This is a genomic window from Delftia lacustris (assembly GCF_040267515.1).
Classification (GTDB): domain Bacteria; phylum Pseudomonadota; class Gammaproteobacteria; order Burkholderiales; family Burkholderiaceae_C; genus Comamonas; species Comamonas tsuruhatensis.
Genome location: NZ_CP141274.1, coordinates 6864421 through 6881387, shown reverse-complemented (window position 1 = coordinate 6881387; position 16967 = coordinate 6864421). Strand labels below are relative to the sequence as shown.

The 16967-nt window shown below is 65.8% G+C and carries 16 protein-coding genes and 1 pseudogene; 11 read left to right on the top strand and 6 right to left on the bottom strand.

Annotated elements, in window-relative coordinates; genetic code table 11:
* Positions 1 to 17 precede the first annotated feature (17 nt).
* Both U6958_RS32915 and U6958_RS32910 read right to left on the bottom strand, forming a co-directional pair.
* Positions 18 to 1268: an HD-GYP domain-containing protein gene (locus U6958_RS32915; RefSeq protein WP_046240182.1), complete on the bottom strand. Its 1251-nt coding sequence runs from the start codon at positions 1266 to 1268 to the stop codon at positions 18 to 20.
* A 74-nt stretch (positions 1269 to 1342) separates the two neighbouring features.
* Positions 1343 to 3040: a methyl-accepting chemotaxis protein gene (locus tag U6958_RS32910; protein WP_074924332.1), complete on the bottom strand. Its 1698-nt coding sequence runs from the start codon at positions 3038 to 3040 to the stop codon at positions 1343 to 1345.
* 332 nt (positions 3041 to 3372) lie between these two features.
* On the opposite strand from U6958_RS32910, the gene U6958_RS32905 reads away from it, so the two are divergent.
* The 9 genes and pseudogenes from U6958_RS32905 (at position 3373) to U6958_RS32870 (ending at position 11604) form a co-directional block, all read left to right on the top strand.
* A complete protein-coding gene (locus U6958_RS32905) occupies positions 3373 to 3849 on the top strand; it encodes a chemotaxis protein CheW (RefSeq protein ID WP_034368788.1) in 477 nt (158 codons plus the stop codon).
* A 71-nt stretch (positions 3850 to 3920) separates the two neighbouring features.
* A complete protein-coding gene (locus tag U6958_RS32900; RefSeq protein ID WP_074924334.1) occupies positions 3921 to 5675 on the top strand; it encodes a methyl-accepting chemotaxis protein in 1755 nt (584 codons plus the stop codon).
* 152 nt (positions 5676 to 5827) lie between these two features.
* Positions 5828 to 6505, top strand: coding sequence for a phosphoglycolate phosphatase (locus U6958_RS32895; RefSeq protein WP_026062241.1), 678 nt, complete (start codon positions 5828 to 5830; stop codon positions 6503 to 6505).
* Between the two features lie 147 nt (positions 6506 to 6652).
* Positions 6653 to 7003 (top strand): annotated as a pseudogene (gene speD / locus U6958_RS33375) (adenosylmethionine decarboxylase); the annotation flags it as partial.
* Positions 7004 to 7009: 6 nt separating this feature from the next.
* Positions 7010 to 7948 (top strand): polyamine aminopropyltransferase, encoded by a 939-nt coding sequence (gene speE, locus U6958_RS32890; protein ID WP_404997208.1) that lies wholly within the window; start codon positions 7010 to 7012, stop codon positions 7946 to 7948.
* Between the two features lie 196 nt (positions 7949 to 8144).
* The gene (locus tag U6958_RS32885) at positions 8145 to 8885 is read left to right on the top strand and encodes a hypothetical protein (RefSeq protein ID WP_227472472.1); all 741 of its coding nucleotides are present in this window, start codon (positions 8145 to 8147) and stop codon (positions 8883 to 8885) included.
* Positions 8886 to 9055: 170 nt separating this feature from the next.
* On the top strand, positions 9056 to 9556 hold the full coding sequence (locus U6958_RS32880) for a hypothetical protein (protein ID WP_074924340.1): 501 nt from the start codon (positions 9056 to 9058) through the stop codon (positions 9554 to 9556).
* The gene (locus tag U6958_RS32875) at positions 9534 to 10220 is read left to right on the top strand and encodes a response regulator transcription factor (protein WP_017407765.1); all 687 of its coding nucleotides are present in this window, start codon (positions 9534 to 9536) and stop codon (positions 10218 to 10220) included. The genes U6958_RS32880 and U6958_RS32875 overlap by 23 nt, the downstream gene beginning before the upstream one ends.
* Positions 10189 to 11604, top strand: coding sequence for a HAMP domain-containing sensor histidine kinase (locus U6958_RS32870; RefSeq protein WP_074924342.1), 1416 nt, complete (start codon positions 10189 to 10191; stop codon positions 11602 to 11604). The genes U6958_RS32875 and U6958_RS32870 overlap by 32 nt, the downstream gene beginning before the upstream one ends.
* Here U6958_RS32870 and U6958_RS32865 read toward each other — a convergent pair.
* Positions 11579 to 12175, bottom strand: a complete 597-nt coding sequence (locus U6958_RS32865) for a chalcone isomerase family protein (RefSeq protein ID WP_047473840.1) — start codon at positions 12173 to 12175, stop codon at positions 11579 to 11581. The genes U6958_RS32870 and U6958_RS32865 overlap by 26 nt on opposite strands.
* 621 nt (positions 12176 to 12796) lie before the next feature.
* On the opposite strand from U6958_RS32865, the gene U6958_RS32860 reads away from it, so the two are divergent.
* Together U6958_RS32860 and U6958_RS32855 are read left to right on the top strand one after the other, a co-directional pair.
* Positions 12797 to 13984 (top strand): IS481 family transposase, encoded by a 1188-nt coding sequence (locus tag U6958_RS32860; RefSeq protein WP_012202818.1) that lies wholly within the window; start codon positions 12797 to 12799, stop codon positions 13982 to 13984.
* Between the two features lie 645 nt (positions 13985 to 14629).
* Positions 14630 to 14944, top strand: a complete 315-nt coding sequence (locus U6958_RS32855; RefSeq protein ID WP_043791354.1) for a hypothetical protein — start codon at positions 14630 to 14632, stop codon at positions 14942 to 14944.
* Positions 14945 to 14992: 48 nt separating this feature from the next.
* Here the strand turns inward: U6958_RS32855 and U6958_RS32850 are convergent, their stop codons facing one another.
* Genes U6958_RS32850 through U6958_RS32840 form a run of 3 tightly spaced genes read right to left on the bottom strand, consistent with a single transcriptional unit; the run spans position 14993 to position 16814 of the window.
* Entirely contained in the window at positions 14993 to 15973 is a 981-nt protein-coding gene (locus U6958_RS32850; RefSeq protein WP_074923566.1) for a CBASS cGAMP-activated phospholipase, read from the bottom strand.
* Positions 15973 to 16422 (bottom strand): hypothetical protein, encoded by a 450-nt coding sequence (locus tag U6958_RS32845; protein WP_074923567.1) that lies wholly within the window; start codon positions 16420 to 16422, stop codon positions 15973 to 15975. The genes U6958_RS32850 and U6958_RS32845 overlap by 1 nt, the downstream gene beginning before the upstream one ends.
* Positions 16419 to 16814, bottom strand: coding sequence for a hypothetical protein (locus U6958_RS32840; protein WP_013804688.1), 396 nt, complete (start codon positions 16812 to 16814; stop codon positions 16419 to 16421). The genes U6958_RS32845 and U6958_RS32840 overlap by 4 nt, the downstream gene beginning before the upstream one ends.
* Positions 16815 to 16967: the final 153 nt, after the last annotated feature.

Genomic DNA, 16967 nt, shown 5'->3' with positions numbered 1-16967 from the left:
AGCCGGCAGCCCCGCCTTTATGTGGCCCGTTCCCAGGCCGGGTCTTTCCACAGGGCATCGAGGTCGGTGAAGCCCCATTTCGCGGGGTCTTCCCGACTGGCTATCTTCTCCTGGCACCCGGGCCGGGCCAGGTCAACGGTCTCCGGTGCCATCCGCATGCCGCTGGCCGTGGAATAGAACACCTTGACCTGCGGACAGGTCAGGGACTGGCGGCCAGGGTCCACGACGACCCCCAGCCTGCCCGTTGTCAGCCGCACCAAAGAGCCCACCGGGTAGATGCCTATGCTTTTGACGAAGGCCTGGAATACGGTCTTGTCGAAGTGCCCGGCGCTCCATTCGGCCATCTTGTGCACCGCCTCGGCAGGGTCCCAGCCACGCTTGTAGGGGCGGTCCGAGGTGATGGCGTCGTAGACATCGCAGACCGCGCCCATCTTCGCGAACAGGCTGATGTCCTCGCCGCGCAGCCCGTGGGGGTAGCCTGTGCCATCCACCTTCTCATGATGGTGAAGGCAGACGTCCAGCACCACCGGATCATCGACGCCGCCGGCCAGGAGCAGCTCCAGGCCTCGCGCCGGATGCTCGCGGACCTCGGCAAACTCCCTGTCGGTCAGGCGCCCCGGCTTGTTCAGGATGGGGGCGGGGATCGCCATCTTTCCAATATCGTGCAGCAGCCCCGCATAGCCCGCCTGGCGCACCTGCTGCGGTGGCAGGTCGAGCTGGCGTGCCAGCACGATCATCAGGGCGCAGACCGCCACCGAGTGCATGTAGGTGTAGTCGTCGCTGCTCTTGAGCCGGGCGATGCTGACCAAGGCGCACGGGTTGCGGATGATCGACTCGGACATCTCGGCGACCACGGAGCGGGCCTCGTCCTGGTTGATCTCCCTGCCCATGCGCGCCTCGCGGAACATGGCGGTGATCGCCTGCCTGGACTGGCGGCAGATCCGGGCCGCCCGCTTCACCTCCTCATCGAAGGCAACGGGCCGCAGCTCGCACTCCAACTCGGCCAGTTGCGAGATCTCGGACAGTTGGGCGTCGATCACGGTGTCCACCTGCTCGCGCGAGCAAGACGGCTCGTCTTGCGCGACATCCAGGCCCTTGGCGGTATCGATCCACACTTCCTGGATGGGGGCGTGCAGGATCCTCGCCAGGTCGGCAGGGTCTTCCAGCCTGAAGCGGCTGCGCCAGAACGGATGCTCCATCCAGCTGCCGCAAAAGCTCTCCAGAAACATGCCCAGCCGCAGCTGCCGCACACTGATGCGCTTGATCATGAACAAGGGCCCCGCAACGGTTCACATGAATACGTCATCTTGCCGCCATTTCCTTGCTTCTGTACGGATTCAGGTCAGAAGGCCGCCCATTCCTCCTCCTTGACCTGCGGTTGCGCACGGGCCGGCGATACGCGTGCCTGAACGGCCGGCAGCGCTTGCCTGGGCCCCATGGCCTGGACGTTGGCGGCACGCGGCGCGGCGGGGTGGCTTGCCCCATGCTCGGGGTGCATCCTGAATGTGGAGACGATCTGCGCCAGAGAAGCGGCCTGCTGCTCCAGGCTGCCCGCAGCGGCCGAGCTTTGCTCGACCAGCGCCGCGTTCTGCTGCGTCATCTGGTCCAGCTGGCTCACCGCCTCGCCGACCTGCCGGATGCCTACCGCCTGCTCGGCCGATGCACTGGAGATCTCGCCGATCATGGTGTCCACGCTGCGCACCTGCTCCACGATGCGGCCCATCTGTTCGCCAGCCCGGGTGGCCACCTGGGTGCCTTGCTCGACCTTTTCCAGGTTGGCACCGATCAGCTCCTTGATCTCGCGGGCCGCCGTGCCCGAGCGCTGGGCCAGCGCGCGCACCTCGCTGGCGACCACCGCGAAGCCCCGGCCCTGTTCGCCGGCCCGCGCGGCCTCCACGGCAGCGTTGAGCGCCAGGATATTGGTCTGGAAGGCAATGGCGTCGATGACGTTCGTGATCTCGGCGATCTTGCGCGAGGCCTGCGAGATGTCCTGCATGGTATGCACCACCAGGGCCACGGACTGGCCTCCCTCGGCAGCCGAGGCCGACGCGGCCGAAGCCACCTTGCTGGCCTGCTGGGCCGTGTCCGCATTCGTGCGCACCGTGGCCGTGAGCTCCTCCATCGATGCGGCCGTCTCCTCGAGGTTGCTGGCCTGCTGCTCGGTGCGCTGGCTCAGGTCCAGGCTGCCGGAGGCGATCTCGCTCGACCCCGTCGCAATGCTGTCGCTGCTGAGGCGAATGCTTGCCATGATCTCGCGAAGCTTGCCGTTCATGTCGCGCATCGCGCCCAGCAGCCGGGCGGGCTCATCCCGGCCCTGCACCACGATGCTGGCCGTGAGGTCGCCCCGCGCCACGGTGTCCGCCACCGAGACCGCCATGTGCAGGGGCTCGGTGATCGAGCGCGTGATGGCCCAGGCCAGCACGGCGCCCAGGGACACCGCCAGCGTGGCCAGCCCGCCGAGCAGGTACAGCGCCAGGTGGTAGTCCTTCTCGGCCTGCTCGGTGGCCTTGCGCCCGCCTTCCTGGTTCAGCGCGATGTCCTGGCCCACGACGTCCATGAACTCGGTGAAGACCTGGGTCGCAGATCCCGTGGCTTGTTCACGCGCCTGGGCAGCCTGCTCAGGCCCGGCCTTGGACAGCTCCTGTACTTTCCTATCCTCCAGTACGACGGCGTCCCAAATTACGCGCATCTTGTCGTACAGCTTCTTTTCCTCAGGGGAGGAAATGAGCTTTTCGTAGGTGGAGAACTCCGACTCTAGGGCTTTCTCGGCCTTCGCCAGCGCCTCTTCCTGAGCCTGCTTGCCCGGTACAGACTCCTCAATCACATGGCGAAGGGTGGCGCGGCGGGCTTCATTGGCTGTGGCCCGAATCGAGGCCAGCGCATTGGTGGAAGGCAGCCAGTTGGTGCCCAGGTCGTTGGCATTGAACTGGACCCGGGCGATCTGCAGTGAGCCGATGGCCGCGACCGTGCTCAGCAGCAGCAGGAGCAGGATGAAAGCAGCGATGAGCCGTGTGCGGATGGACAGAAGGCGGAGGAACATGGTGGGGGTCTCCTGAGATGCGGTCGGAAATCTTTGATCAATATGATGTAATTGATAATTTACCAAGCTTGCATCCATCTTGAGGAATTGAATTTATCAATTCAGTCTCGCTAGGCCATTGCCCGGGATCCGCTGCGCCGAGCCGCCTCGCAGTCCTCTATCCCCTTGGGCAAGCCGTCGCCACAGCCCGGCAGCGCTTGGCGACGCGCTCCGCCTGGCTCACGTGTCGAGCATCAACACACCCCAAAAATGTAACAACCAGTTGTGCTGTTCTTTTTTCTCTGTTAAATTTTTAGCAAATTCATCAAATAAATTTGATTGGAGTGATGAAGATGCCACCTACACTGACAACCGACACCGCCAGGCAATGGCTTTCCTTCCTTGTGGACGATGAGGAGTTCGGCATCGACCTGCTGCAAGTGCAGGAGATCCGGTCCTACGAGTCGCCCATGCGCATTGCCAATGGCCCCGCCTACTTCAACGGCGTGCTGGAACTGCGCGGGGAGGTCATTCCCGTCATCGATCTGCGGCTCAGGCTGGGGCTTGCGCCCAAGCCGTACGACGCCTGCACCGTGACCATCATGCTGCGCCTGCCTGGCGGAGTGACGGGCATGGTGGTGGAGGGTGTCACCGACGTGGTGACGCTCATGCCGCAGGACCTGCGCGCCGTGCCCGCCATGGGCGGGGGCCTGGTCAATGACTGCCTGCTGGCCATGGGCGTGCTCGAGGAGCGTTCGCTGCTGCTCATCGATGCCGACAAGCTCCTGGCGACGGCCACGGCAGCCCTGCCGGACTGCGCTGCGAACTGAGCAATTTGCTCCGGCACGTCCCGGTCCCCGCTCGTACACCGCAAATTTTCGTATCTCATTGGAGACGTGCCATGAATCCTCGCTTCTGGACTGTCAAGACCAAATTTTCCGTGGCCTTCAGTTCCCTCGCGCTTCTCACTATGGTTGTGGCACTTCTCGCCCTGCAGGCGCTGAGCGAGGCAAATCAAAATCTTGTCCACTTTGTCGACGGTATCAACGCCCGAGCAACCTTGGCCGAGAAGGTTCGCACAGCCGTGGATCGACGGGCTATCGCGGTGCGTAACTTGGTGCTGGTCACATCGCCCGCAGACCTGGAGAAGGAGAAAGGCGCTCTCACCTCAGCACACGCCGACGTCAAGGCCTGGCTGACCGAGCTCCAGGCCGCAGCGGAGTCAACGGAAGCCGCTGCCGATGCGCGCAATCTGGTGACCAGCATTGCTGATGTGGAGCGGCGCTACGGACCGGTAGCCACCGACATCGTGGCCCTGGCTCTGCAAAATAAAAAGGATGTAGCGGTCCGCAAGATGAACGACGAGTGTCGGCCCTTGTTAGCGGAGTTGACCGAGACCACTCGCCAGTACAGTGAACTGACCCGCGCACGGTCGCGACAGATGATTGAACAGGCAGCGCAGGCCTACGTTTACCGCAGGAACATGCTGATCGCCGCAAGCATGGTCGCCATTTTCCTGGCTGTCCTGATGGGCTGGCTGATAGCGCGAGGCCTGACGCGCTCCCTGGGCGCAGAGCCTGCGCAACTGGGCGATGTCGCCCAACAGATCGCCCAAGGCAATCTCAGCCCTGAACTGCTGCGCCACCAGGCCCCCGAAGGCAGCGTCCAGGCATCGCTCAATGCCATGCTCCAGAGCCTGGCCTCGGTCGTTCATGAGGTTCGCAAAAATGCCGATGGGATCGCGGGCGGCAGCACGGAGATCGCCAACGGCAATGCCGACTTGAGCCAGCGCACGGAACAGCAGGCCAGCGCCTTGCAGGAAACTGCAGCGTCGATGGAGCAGCTGTCGACCACCGTCAGGCAAAACGCGGACAACGCCAAGCAGGTCAATCAACTCGCCCTGGGCGCAAGCCAGGTGGCCACCAAGGGCGGCGGCTCCGTGCAGGAGGTCGTCAACGCGATGCAGGACATCAGCGAAAGTTCGCGCCAGATCGGCGAAATCGTGGGCGTGATCGACGGCATCGCGTTCCAGACCAACATCCTGGCGCTCAATGCCGCAGTCGAGGCTGCGCGCGCAGGCGAGCAGGGCAAGGGCTTTGCCGTGGTGGCCGGTGAGGTGCGCAACCTGGCGCAGCGCAGCGCGCAGGCCGCCCGGGAAATCAAGCAGCTCATCGCCACCAGCACCACACGGGTCAAGCAGGGCACCGAGCTGGCCGACCAGGCTGGCGCCACCATGGCGCAGGTGCTGCAGTCCATCCAGCGCGTGACCGACCTCATGGGGGAGATCAGCAGTGCCAGCGATGAGCAAAGCGCGGGGGTGGCGCAGGTCGGCAAGGCCGTCAGCCAGATGGACCAGGTCACGCAGCAGAATGCGGCGCTGGTGGAGGAAAGCGCGGCAGCGGCGGCCAGCCTCAGAACGCAGGCACAGCAGCTGGTTCAGGCCGTGTCGATCTTCCAGCTGGGCGGCCAGGCGGCACAGCCTGCCTCGACACCGCCGCTGTCGCAGCCGACGGTGCAGGCGCGCAACCCGGCACCCGCGAAAGCGGCGCTCCCCGCCCGCCAGGCTGCCCGGCCCGTGCTGCGCCCCGTGAGCCCGGTGAGCCCTGCGCACAAGCAGGCGCAAGCGCAGGAGCAGGACGACTGGGTGTCGTTCTGATCAACGGCCCCTTGCGTGCGCCGGGGTGCGCGGCCGCCGCCATGCCGGGTCTGCCAGGAGCCGCAGGGCCCAAGTCCAGGGCCCGTGCAAGTTCTGATATTTTCAGCGCTGTTCCTGCGCAGGCAGCCCCCGGTTATCGATACTCCATGGCCATGATTGCAAACCTTATTCCGTTGAACCCCACGCACCTGGATGCCGCCATCGTCGATCTCGACGGCACCATGGTCAACACCCTGGGCGACTTCGCCGAAGCCCTCAACCGCATGCTGGCGGACCTGCAACTGCCGGCCATCGCCCCGCAGGCCATAGAGAACATGGTGGGCAAGGGCTCGGAGCACCTGATCCGCTCGGTGCTGGCCCATGTGGGCGCGGCCGATGTGGATGCCATCTACGGCCAGGCCTGGCAGCGCTACGAGCACCACTACCTGCAGCTCAACGGTCAGTTCGCCGATGTCTACCCGGGCGTGCTCGAAGGCCTGCAGGCATTGCGCGCGCGCGGCCTGCGCCTGGCCTGCCTGACCAACAAGCCGCTGTCCTTCGCCCGGCCGCTGCTGGAGCAAAAAGGCCTGGCACCGCTGTTCGAGCAGGTCTTCGGCGGCGATTCCTTCGAGCGCAAGAAGCCCGACCCGCTGCCCCTGCTCAAGACCTGCGAGGCCCTGGGCACCTCCCCCGCGCGCACGCTGATGCTGGGCGACTCCAGCAACGACGCCCAGGCCGCGCGCGCCGCGGGCTGCCCCGTGGTGCTGGTCAGCTACGGCTACAACCACGGCCAGCCCGTGCGCCAGGTCGATGCCGATGGCTTCGTCGATGCGCTGACCGAACTGGCCTGAGACGCGCAGCCTCCAAATTTGTTGGAAAAAGAATGGGATTTGGCGATGGTTAACGCACTTTGACGGTGCGATTTATGTTTTTGCTAGAGTCGTCTGCTTTGCCATCCTGGCCGCGATCCGGCCACAGACAAGGAGGAAGCACGCGACATGCACGGACTGCACCTGACCGCCGATCTCTACCAATGCCAGGGCGACGAGCGCCATATGCTCGACGCCGATGCCATCGCCGCCCTGTGCCGCGCACAGACCGCGCAGGCCGGCCTGACCCTGGTGGAGGACCGCTGGGTCAAGTTCCCTGATTACCAGGGGCAGCCCGGCGGCGTGACCGGCACCGTGCTGCTGGCTGAATCGCACCTGGCCATACACACCTGGCCCGAGACCGGCTGCGTCACCGTCGATGTCTACGTCTGCAATTTCTCCGCCGACAACTCGGGCAAGGCCCGCGCGCTGATGGAGGGCGTGATCGCCGCCTACGCGCCGGGCCGCGTGGTGCGCCAGCAGCTCATGCGTGGCGACATCGGCCCCGGCGCCAAGGACGAGGCGGCGGCCGATGAGGGCGATTGGGCGCTGGAGGCGCTCACGCCCCATGCGCGCTTTGGCTGGCGCGCCACGCGGCGCGAAACCGTGCAGACGCCCCATCAGGAGCTGGAGCTGCTGCACACGCCGCAGTTCGGCAAGGTGCTGCGACTGGATGGCCGCTTCATGACCTCCGAAGGCGAGGAATTCTTCTACCACGAGGCCCTGGTCCACCCCGCTGCCCTGGCCCACCCGGCGCCGCGCAAGGCGCTGATCCTGGGCGGCGGCGATGGCGGCGCAGCCGAGGAACTGCTCAAGCACCCGTCCATGGAGCAGGTGGTGGTGGCCGAGCTGGACGAGGCCGTGGTCCAGGCCGCGCGCACGCACCTGCAGCAGGTGCATCGGGGCGTGTTCGATGACCCGCGCCTGCAGCTACGCATACGCGACGGCATGGCCATGGTGGAGCGCACCGAAGAACGCTTCGACCTCGCCCTCATGGACCTCACCGACCCCGACACGCCTGCCAGCGCGCTGTACTCCGACCAGGCCCTGGCGCGCATGAAGCGCGTGCTGGCGCCGGGCGGCGCCCTGGTGCTGCACCTGGGCAGCCCCGTCTTCCATGGCGAGCAGGTGGCGCGGCTGGTGGCCAGCCTGCGCGAGCGCTTTGCCATCGTGCGCTGCTACGGCCTCTACATCCCCCTGTACGGCGCCTACTGGGGCCTGGCCGTGGCCTCCGACACGCTGGATGCGGCGGCGCTGCCCCCCGCCCAGCTGCGCCAGCGCCTGGCCGAGCGCCGCCTGCCCGACCTGCGCTACTACAACGCCGAAGTGCACCCCGCACTGTTCGCGCTGCCCAACTACTACCGCGACCTGGTGCAGCCCGCGCCCCTGGCGGCGCTGCCCCCGCGCGCGGTCCGCGTCGCCTGAGCTCGGCCCGTTCTGGCAACGGGCCGAGCCCGGCCCGCCCTGGCCGGGCTGCGGTGGCAACTGCGCGCCCGGCAGGGCAAATTTGACACAGTGCTGCAATCTGGTGGCAAGTCTGCTGTAATGAAAAACGGCGGGAAGGCCCGTGCGCCCGCCATTTTTCCGGCTTCCTGGTAAGTATTTCCGGGATATTGCGTGCTTGCAAAAACCATATCAACAGATAAAGCGCCAGACGCCCTGTATCAAAATGACTGCTTCCCTTTCAAAAACAAGAATATCCGCGTCCAAATACCATGATGATTCCTTGCTGCGGCTTTGGAATTGGGCTTTGTTGGCAGGGCTGATATTGAGCTTTCCCCTGAGCTTTGTATTGCCGCAAAGCCTGAGCTGGGAAAATGGATTCCTGGAGAATATCCAGGCCGTGACCCTGCTGCTGGGCATGGTGGCGGCCCTGGTTGCGGCGCGGCGGCAAAAGGGCTCCTTTGCAGCGCCACTGTGGTGGATCGCCTCCCTGTTCTGGCTGGCCTTTCTGGGGCGTGAACTGGCCTGGGGCGCAGCTTTCCTGCCCAGCCTGGAGGCTGGCAAGTGGGGGCCGGTGATCAGCTCCCAGGTGCTGTGGTACCGGCCCGCCGTCAAATGGGTGGTGGGTGCCATGCTGCTGCTGTGCTGCTATTGGTTTGTGCGCCACGGTGTCTGGAACAAGGTCATCAAGCGCCTGGTGCGCGAGAAGGCGCTGCCGATATTCAGCCTGGCGACATTTGTCGCGGCCATGGTGATATCCACCAATGCGGAAGGTCATGGTTTCATTGTCCTGCAGCAATGGTTTGATTATCAGGTGATCGTGCTGGAGGAGCTGGTGGAGACATTTGGATATATGGCACTGTGGCTGGCACAGTGGGCGCTGGTCAGGTATGTTGCTGGCTGGCAGGAAGATATTTGAGCCAATATTGATCAAACCGGCCGCCTGCATATTCCCGGTGTAATGGGGCAGATTCAGGGGCCGGTAAGTCGCCAGTAAGACGCAATCGGGGGGCATGGCCGTTTTCCCCGCAGGTTTGCCGCTCTCGCGGCGGACCGACGGAGCCTGAAACGACAGAACGTGCCATCGCAATGCAAGCCTCCATCTACCAGGACGTGATAGGTATCCAGGCGGCGGGCCAGGCGTATTCCCTGGGTTCGCGCTTCCAAGAATGCAGCCAGCACCGTGCCGTGCGGCTGGAGACGATCTTCGAGTTGCTTATCCTCAAGTTCCGCGAGGACCTGCTGCAGGCGCTGGCCGAGGAGCCTCCAGGCCCCGCACGCCACCTGCGCGCCTATATCCGCTGCGTCTGCGACCATGCCCTGTCCCGCCAGCGCGGCCAGAAGACGGCCGCACAGTTGCTGACCCGCGCTAGATTCCAGAACATATGGTTTGATTTCGTGGACGCGGCCTGCGCCGACGATCTGGTGTCCGAGGACATTGCCCTGCAATGCCGCGCCATTGTCGAGGACCTGTGGGTCATCCATGTGCTGGTCGAGCCCATGGCGCCCCAGCGCATCACCGGGATCAGGGAGCATCTGCTGTCCCTGTGCGGCAACGACGGAAACCATGAATCGCATCGCATTAATTGAGGACCATGCCAGGCTGGCCACGCTGGTCAGCCGCTCGCTGGCCAACTCCGGCATAGAGACCGATGTCTTCCACCAGATCTCCACGGCCTGGCTGGCCCTGCAGGACATCGACTACGGCGTGATCGTCATCGACCGCGGCCTGCCCGATGGCGACGGCCTGCAACTGGTGCAGCGCCTGCGCGCCGCAGGCCGCTCCACGCCCTGCCTGATGCTCACGGCCCGTGACGCGCTCAGCGACCGCGTGGGCGGCCTGGAGGCCGGTGCCGACGACTACCTGACCAAGCCCTTTCCCATGGAAGAGCTGATTGCCCGCGTGCGCGCCCTGCTGCGCCGCCCGGCCCTGGTGCAGGAGCTGGCGCCGCAGCTGGGCGACATCAGCATCAACCCGCAGCAGGCCTGCATGCACTGCGCGGGCTCGGCCATCGCGCTGCCGCCGGCGGAGCTGCAGATCATGCTCAGCCTGGTGCGCAAGGCCGGCGCCACGGTGCGCCGCTCCACGCTGGAGGCGGCGGCCTGGGGCATGAGCAGCGTGGTCACGCCCAACGCCCTCGATGTGGCCCTGCACCGGCTGCGCCGCAAGCTGGCCGCGGCCGGCTCGTGCATGGAAATCGTCAACATCCGGGGTCAGGGCTATGCGCTTCGCGAACCTTTGCTGGCCCGGTAGCCTGCGCTCGCGGCTGCTGGCCGTCTATGGGTTGAGCATGGTGTTCAGCGCGCTGCTGGTGGGCGCGCTGGTGATCCTCGTCGCCAAGCCTTTCGACAGCTATGCGCTGCAGCGCGGCATGGGGCATGCGGCCGAGAAGCTGGCCGAGTGGGTGAGCTTCGATGCCAAGGGCGTGCCCCAGGGTTTCAGCGAGCGCGAACTCAAGGCCTGGATGCTGACCAGCCTGGGCGAGGAAATGCAGCTGCGCATCACCGACGCCCGCGGCCGCGTGGTCTTCGCCCCCAACGGCGAAATGCAGCCGCTGACGCAGACCGGCCGGGGCTTCGACCCCGAGCTCAAGGCCTTTGCCTACGAGCGCGGCGGCGTGGTCATGCGCGCGGGCACGGCCACGCTGGTCCACGACGGCACGACGTGGCACGTGCAGATAGCCGTCAGCGACCGCATGGTGGACTGGCTGCGCGAATCGGTGGGCCTGCCCGCGCTGTGGCGCGGCATGGTGGCCATCGGCGTGGTCTTCCTGGTCGTGTTCCTGTTCTCCACGCACCGCACGCTGCAGCGCATGCTCAGGCCGCTGGGCGTGGCCGCGCAGGATGCGCAGCGCATCACCCCGCAGACGCTGGGCACGCGGCTGCAGCCCAAGGACCTGCCGCGCGAGTTCGCGCCCCTGGTCGAGGCCTTCAACCACGTGCTGGACCGGCTGCAGGCCGGCTTCAGGAACCAGCAGGAATTCCTGTCCATGGCCGTGCATGAGCTCAAGACGCCGCTGGCCCTGATGCGCGTGCAGATCGAACTGGAGCCCGAGGACCGGCGCAGCCCCGAGCTGCTCAAGGACGTGGACCACATGGCGCGCCAGGTCCAGCAGCTGCTGCACCTGGCCGAGGTCTGCGAGCACCAGCGCTACCGCATGGAAGACATTGCGCCGGCCGACATCATTGGCGAGGTCTGCGACTTCATGGCCCGCGCCTCCGAAAAATGCGGCGTGCACATCCACTGCGAGGTCAAGGACGGCTCGCCCGCCTGGCGTGCCGACCGGGGCGCGCTCTTCGTGCTGCTCAAGAACCTGATCGAGAACGCCGTGCAGCACAGCCCGCAGGGCGCCACCGTCACCGTGAAGGCCTGCGGGCTGGGCTTTTCGGTGCTGGACCAGGGCCGTGGCGTGCCGCCCGAGGACCTGCCGCGCATCTTCGAGCGCTTTTGGCGCAGCAGCGAGCGGCGCGACCTGGGCGCAGGCCTGGGCCTGCCCATCTGCCTGGAGATTGCGCGCGCCCATGGCTGGACGCTCACGGCCCTGCCCGGTGCCACGGGGCTGGAGATCCAGGCGCGCTTTGCCGGGCCGGTGCAGGAGCCCGCGCAGCCGTTCAACCGCCCAGCAATGCCTTCTTGAGCTGCTCGTCGGCCGGGTGCGGGCCCAGCCAGATGCCCAGCAGCGCCTGGAAGAACTCGGGCTCCTGGAAGGGCGCGCCCTGGGCCTGGCCCTTGACGAAGACCTGGGCGCCCTGGCCCGGCACCCAGTCCACCGAGAAGTTCTCGCCCGGCAGCAGCTTCTTGTGCTGCGTGAAGATGTCGCTCATGCGCAGCACGCCGGGCACCAGGCGCGAGAAGCGCGCGCGCTCCATGTTGTCCTCGATGCCGCGCGCGAACAGCTTGCCTAGCTCAGCCGAATCGATCTCGCGCAGCATGGTCACGCTCACGCGCTTGGGGCCGGGCAGGGCCGCGATCTCCTGCAGGCTGGCGGCCGGTTTTTCCAGATACAGGCCCGCCGTGTAGACCTTGAAGATGGCCTTGTAGCGAATGCCCGCGCCATTGAGCTGCAGCGTCTGGCCGCCCACCCCGGCCTGGGCGGGATAGGCCACGCCCGCGACGGTGCGCGCAGGCTCCTGGGCTGTGGCGGCCAGCGGCATCGCCAGCGCCATGGCCAGGGCGGCTGTCTTCATCCAGCGGGGCAAGGCGGTCATGGTGTCTCCTGCGCGGGGGCTGTGGCCCGGTTGCGGTTTGTTACGTCCGGGCGAGATGTTGTGGGGATTGGGTGGGGGTGGCAACAGGGTTTTCGCGGGCCGATGGAGGGTGGCTATCATCCTGCTCGGTCCGCTTTCTTGTCGTGGGTGTATGCCCACGTTCCTGCGGTTATGGACGGGATGGGGCTACCCGCGAGGGCGTCCGCACGGCTCAATGCGTGTTCTTAACATCCCGTCCACCTGTCTGTGGGTAAGAACACCGGCTCGTGGCTTTCGTCTTGTTTCCGGAGCGCAGGCGCGAGCCTGCGTCCCAGTGGTTTTGGGCGGGATGGGGCTACCCGCAAGGGCGTCCGCACGTCGCAATGCGTGTTCTTAACATCCCGTCCACCTGTCTGTGCGTTGCACCGCTGATTCTGTTTGCAAGCCCCTGTCGGGGCGTTTCTTTTCGAGGCCGGGTTTCGGCCCGGCGGCCGACTCACTTTCTTGTCTCGCTACAAGAAAGTGAGCAAAGAAAAGCGCCCGGGTACGACTCACACTCATAGGTGACACATCAGTACAAGGACATGGGTAACAGATCCAAGCTTGGCAGCTGGAGCCAACAGCAGCCAAGGAGCGATCACCATGCCCTGGAAGGAGTGCGCACCCATGGACGAGAAACTGCTCTTCATAGCCGACCACCTGCGCGGTGGTGCGCCGCTGAGCGAGCTGTGCAGGCGCTACGGCATCAGCCGCAAGACGGCCTACAAGTGGGTTGAGCGTTACCGCCAACTGGGCATGGATGGATTGCAAGAACGCAGTCGCAGGCCCCACGGGAACAATCAGGCGATCAGCTATGCACAGCGCCGGGCCATCATTGAGCTGCGCACGCAGCAAAGGTCACAGATGGGGCCCAAGAAGCTGCACGCTTTGCTCCTGCAGCGCTGGGGCCCACAGGAGACACCCAGCAAAACCACCATCTACAACGTGCTGAAGGCTGAGGGGCTTGTTTGCAGCAGGCGTGTACGCAGACGCTCGGTGCCTACGGCCCAGCCCTTGCGAACGAGCAAGCAGCCCAATGGGGTGTGGAGTGCAGACTACAAAGGCCAGTTCAAGACAGCCGATGGTCACTGGTGCTATCCATTGACCATCATGGACCACGCCAGCCGTTATTTGCTGGCCGTGCATGTCTACGACAGCCCCAACTACGAGGATGCCAAACGCAGCTTCGAACAGGTGTTTCGGCAATACGGACTGCCCGAGCGCATACGCAGTGACAACGGTCCGCCGTTCGCGACTACTGGCGTGGCGGGCCTGTCACGCCTGGCGATATGGTGGATAAGGCTGGGCATCAGGCCGGAGCGCATCGAGAGGGGCAAGCCACAGCAAAACGGTCGCCACGAGCGGATGCACCGCACGCTCAAGCATGCCCTGGGCAAAGAGCCTGCGGCGGACAAAGCGGCATTGCAGATGCAGCTCGATGCCTTTGTGGAGCACTACAACCAGCAGCGCCCGCATGAGGCCTTGCAGCAAAGCATGCCGGCCCAGCATTACAGCGACTCGACCAGGCCATACCCCTCAAAGCTACCCGAGCTGCAGTACCCGAAGCATTGGGAAAGGGTTCGGGTCAGCCACAACGGCTTGATCTACTGGCGAGCGCTGCGGGTCTACATAGGCTACCTGCTGGCGGGGCAGTGGATCGGGATGCAGGAGGTGGCCGCTGGCCAGTGGGATGTGTATCTGGGGCCGGTGCGACTGGGCTGCTTCAACGAAGAGGATGTGCGAGGACCGCAGAAGGACTATGTGAGCTTGAAGTGTTACCCATGTCTGTGAGCTGAGTTGTTACCCATGTCCTTGACACGTACACCCGAATGTCCGCGACCCCTTCGCTGCGCTGCGGGGCAACCTGCGCCGGGCTGCCTGCGGGGTTCGCTGCGGAACTCGCTGCGTTCACTGCGTGAACTTCGCTCAGACAACCGCAGCGAGTCAGATGACGAAGCAGTCCTGTCCTTCGGCAGGACTGCAACCCCGCAGGCAGCCCGGCGCAGGCGCGGCCATACGGGGAGTGGGTTCGGGCCTTCGCTTCGCTCGGCCTGGAGCGCTGGGGCGTTTGCCGTCTTGAAAGCCTCTATCATTGCGGCGGCCCCCTGTTCAGGGGCTGGTGCGTAAGAACACCTGCGTGTAAAGCGGTGCGGCCTCCCCGTGAGCGAGGCCTTGTCACGTCTGAATTGTCGGATCGTGGGTGCATGCCCACGTCCCTGCGGTTACGGGCGGGATGGGGCTACCCGCAAGGGCGTCCGCACGGCTTTGCACGTGTTCTTAACATCCCGTCCACCTGTCTGTGCGTAAGAACACGGGCCGGTGGTTTTGTTCTCTCGCAAAGGAGTACGAAATCATGTACGGCATTTCCATTTCTGCCTTCCCCTCCACCCATCAAGCGCCCCATGCTGGCGCGTCTGCCGTGGGAGGGGTTGCGCCATGAGTACCGCTTCCACAACCCTGACCCCGCCTACGCCGCAGCAGTTGAGCCATGCCGTGACCGAGATCGGCCGGCTGACGCTGCAAGGCAGCAGCGAGGTGTACTCGCTGGGCCAACTGGCGCTGGCCTGGCTGGAGCGGCCCGAGGGCCATCGCAATCTGGAGGTGGTGGCCAATGCGCTGCAGGCCATTTGCGGGGCTGCGCAGCGGATGGAGGAGCTGGTTGAGGACGAGGTGAGCTACGTGCATTGCCTGCAGGAGGATCCGGCGTATCTGCGGCGGATGGCTGCGGCTTCGGCGGCGTTTGAGCGCTGATTCTCTTTGCAAGCCCTGTCGGGCCTTCGCTTCGCTTGGCCCGGCGTTTCAGCCCAGGACGTTCTTCAGCAGCGTCTTTTCCTGCTCCGTGAGGGCGGCGATGCATTCGTCGCCCAGGGCCTGCAGCAGACGGGTGCTGTCGGCGTTGGCGATGTCCAGGCCCAGGCGCTTTTGCTGGGCTGCGGGCTGCGTGAAGTTCAGGCGCAGGTAGCTGCTGGTGCCCAGTTCCTGGCGGGCCGCCTTGACGGCCTGGACCTCCTGGGCGGCCATGACCAGTTCCAGCAGGGGCTTGACCAGGGTCAGCCCGCGCCGGGGCATGGCCACGGGGTCCTGGCCCTGCTGGGGGTTGGCGGTGCCTACGCTGATCATCACGATGTCGGCCGCCGGCCCCCAGAGCTGGCGGGCGGCCTGCAGGGCCAGCAGGTCGGGCGCGTTGGCGGCGAGTCCGCCGTCCACGAAGACATGGCCTGCTGCGGCGTGCGCGGGAAAGTAGGTGGGGGCGGCCGATGAGGCCAGCATGGCGTCCATCAGCGTCAGGCCCAGCCGGTCCCTGTCGGGCAGGGCGCCGCTGGCCAGCACGTGCAGCTGCGATGAATTCCAGTTCACGGCGGGCAGCAGCAGCGGCACCTGCAGTTGCCCCAGGGCGGACTGCTCCGCTTGCGGCATGGCCTCCTTGATCGCTGCGCGCAGCGGGGCGCTGTCATAGAGCGCCTTGCCCATGGCCTGGCGCAGGCCGGGCAGCCATTTGGAGGGAAAGATGGCGGGGCCGTGGTCCAGCAGCAGTTGCTTGATGCGCGCGGGCTGGCAGCCGCTGGCCAGGGCGGTGGCGATGATGGCGCCGATGGAGGTGCCGGCGAACAGGTCCACTTTCTCCAGCAGGTCGCCGTTGCCGAATTCGCGGTGGATGCGCTCCAGCACATGGGCGCTGAAGAGGCCGCGATAGCCGCCGCCCGACAGGCTCAGGACGACCCGGCGCCGGCGCAGGCCCTGGCGCACCGCGCTGGACAGGGGCGGTACGTCGAAGTCCATCACAGCGCGTGCACGGCAACGCCCCGGGCGGCGGCCTGCGTCAGGTAGAGGTTGGCGGGTTCGGTGTAGCAGACCTTGAGCAGGTCGGCCGTGGCGATGAGCAGCCGCAGGTCCTGCGCCAGGGGCGCCGTGCCCTGCGGGCCCTGGCTGTCCAGCGGCGCGAAGTTGCGCCATTCGATGAAGCGCTCCAGCACCTTGTTGTCCACGCTGGTCAGCATGGAGGCGCCTTCGGCCCGCAGGTTGGCGTACAGCGCATCGAGCAGGGAGAACCATTCGTTGCGGTCACGCAGGTCGTGGAATGTCTCGGCCACGGCCGCCTTGGCGATGGCCATGGACAGGTCGCTGACGATGCAGTCCAGCGGCCGGATGGTGGAGAACCATTGCAGCGTTGCGGGCTCCTGGTTCGCCATCCACAGCAGGCAGCGGGGGCCCAGCAGGTAGCGGCTCATGGCGCGCGCCGGGCGGGTACGTCGATATCGCCGCGCGCCCCGGACATTTGCGCAGCGGACAGATCCACGGCCTGGCGCGGCAGTGGCAGCGATCTGCAGATGTCGGCCACCGTGCGGGGGGCGCGCTCGTTGGCGGACAGGGCCACCATGTGCTCCTCGCTGACGATCACGTAGCGCTTGCGGCCCTGGGAGATGAGGGCCACCCCGTCGTGATCGGCCTGTTTGAGCACCGCGCCGTACTGCGCCTTGAAGACCGAGATCGGCATGGGCGTGGTGTTGCGCGGCATGGCCGATCCGACCTGATGGCTCAGGTCCCGCAGGGCGCGGTTCAGCGGGTCGCGTTCGCCCTCGGGCAAGGCAGCGTCGGTGCGGGCGGAGAAATGGGACGGCATGGTCGACCTTTCTGGTCAGGTTGTGCTGCCATTGTTGGTCAGGCTGACCAGGGTGTCAATTGTGGCCATGGCAGGCCCCTGCGGCGCCCCCGCAAGGCGCCGGTCCGCACTTGTACCCAGCCGCGTCTGCGCTACACTTGCCCGCTATGTTCA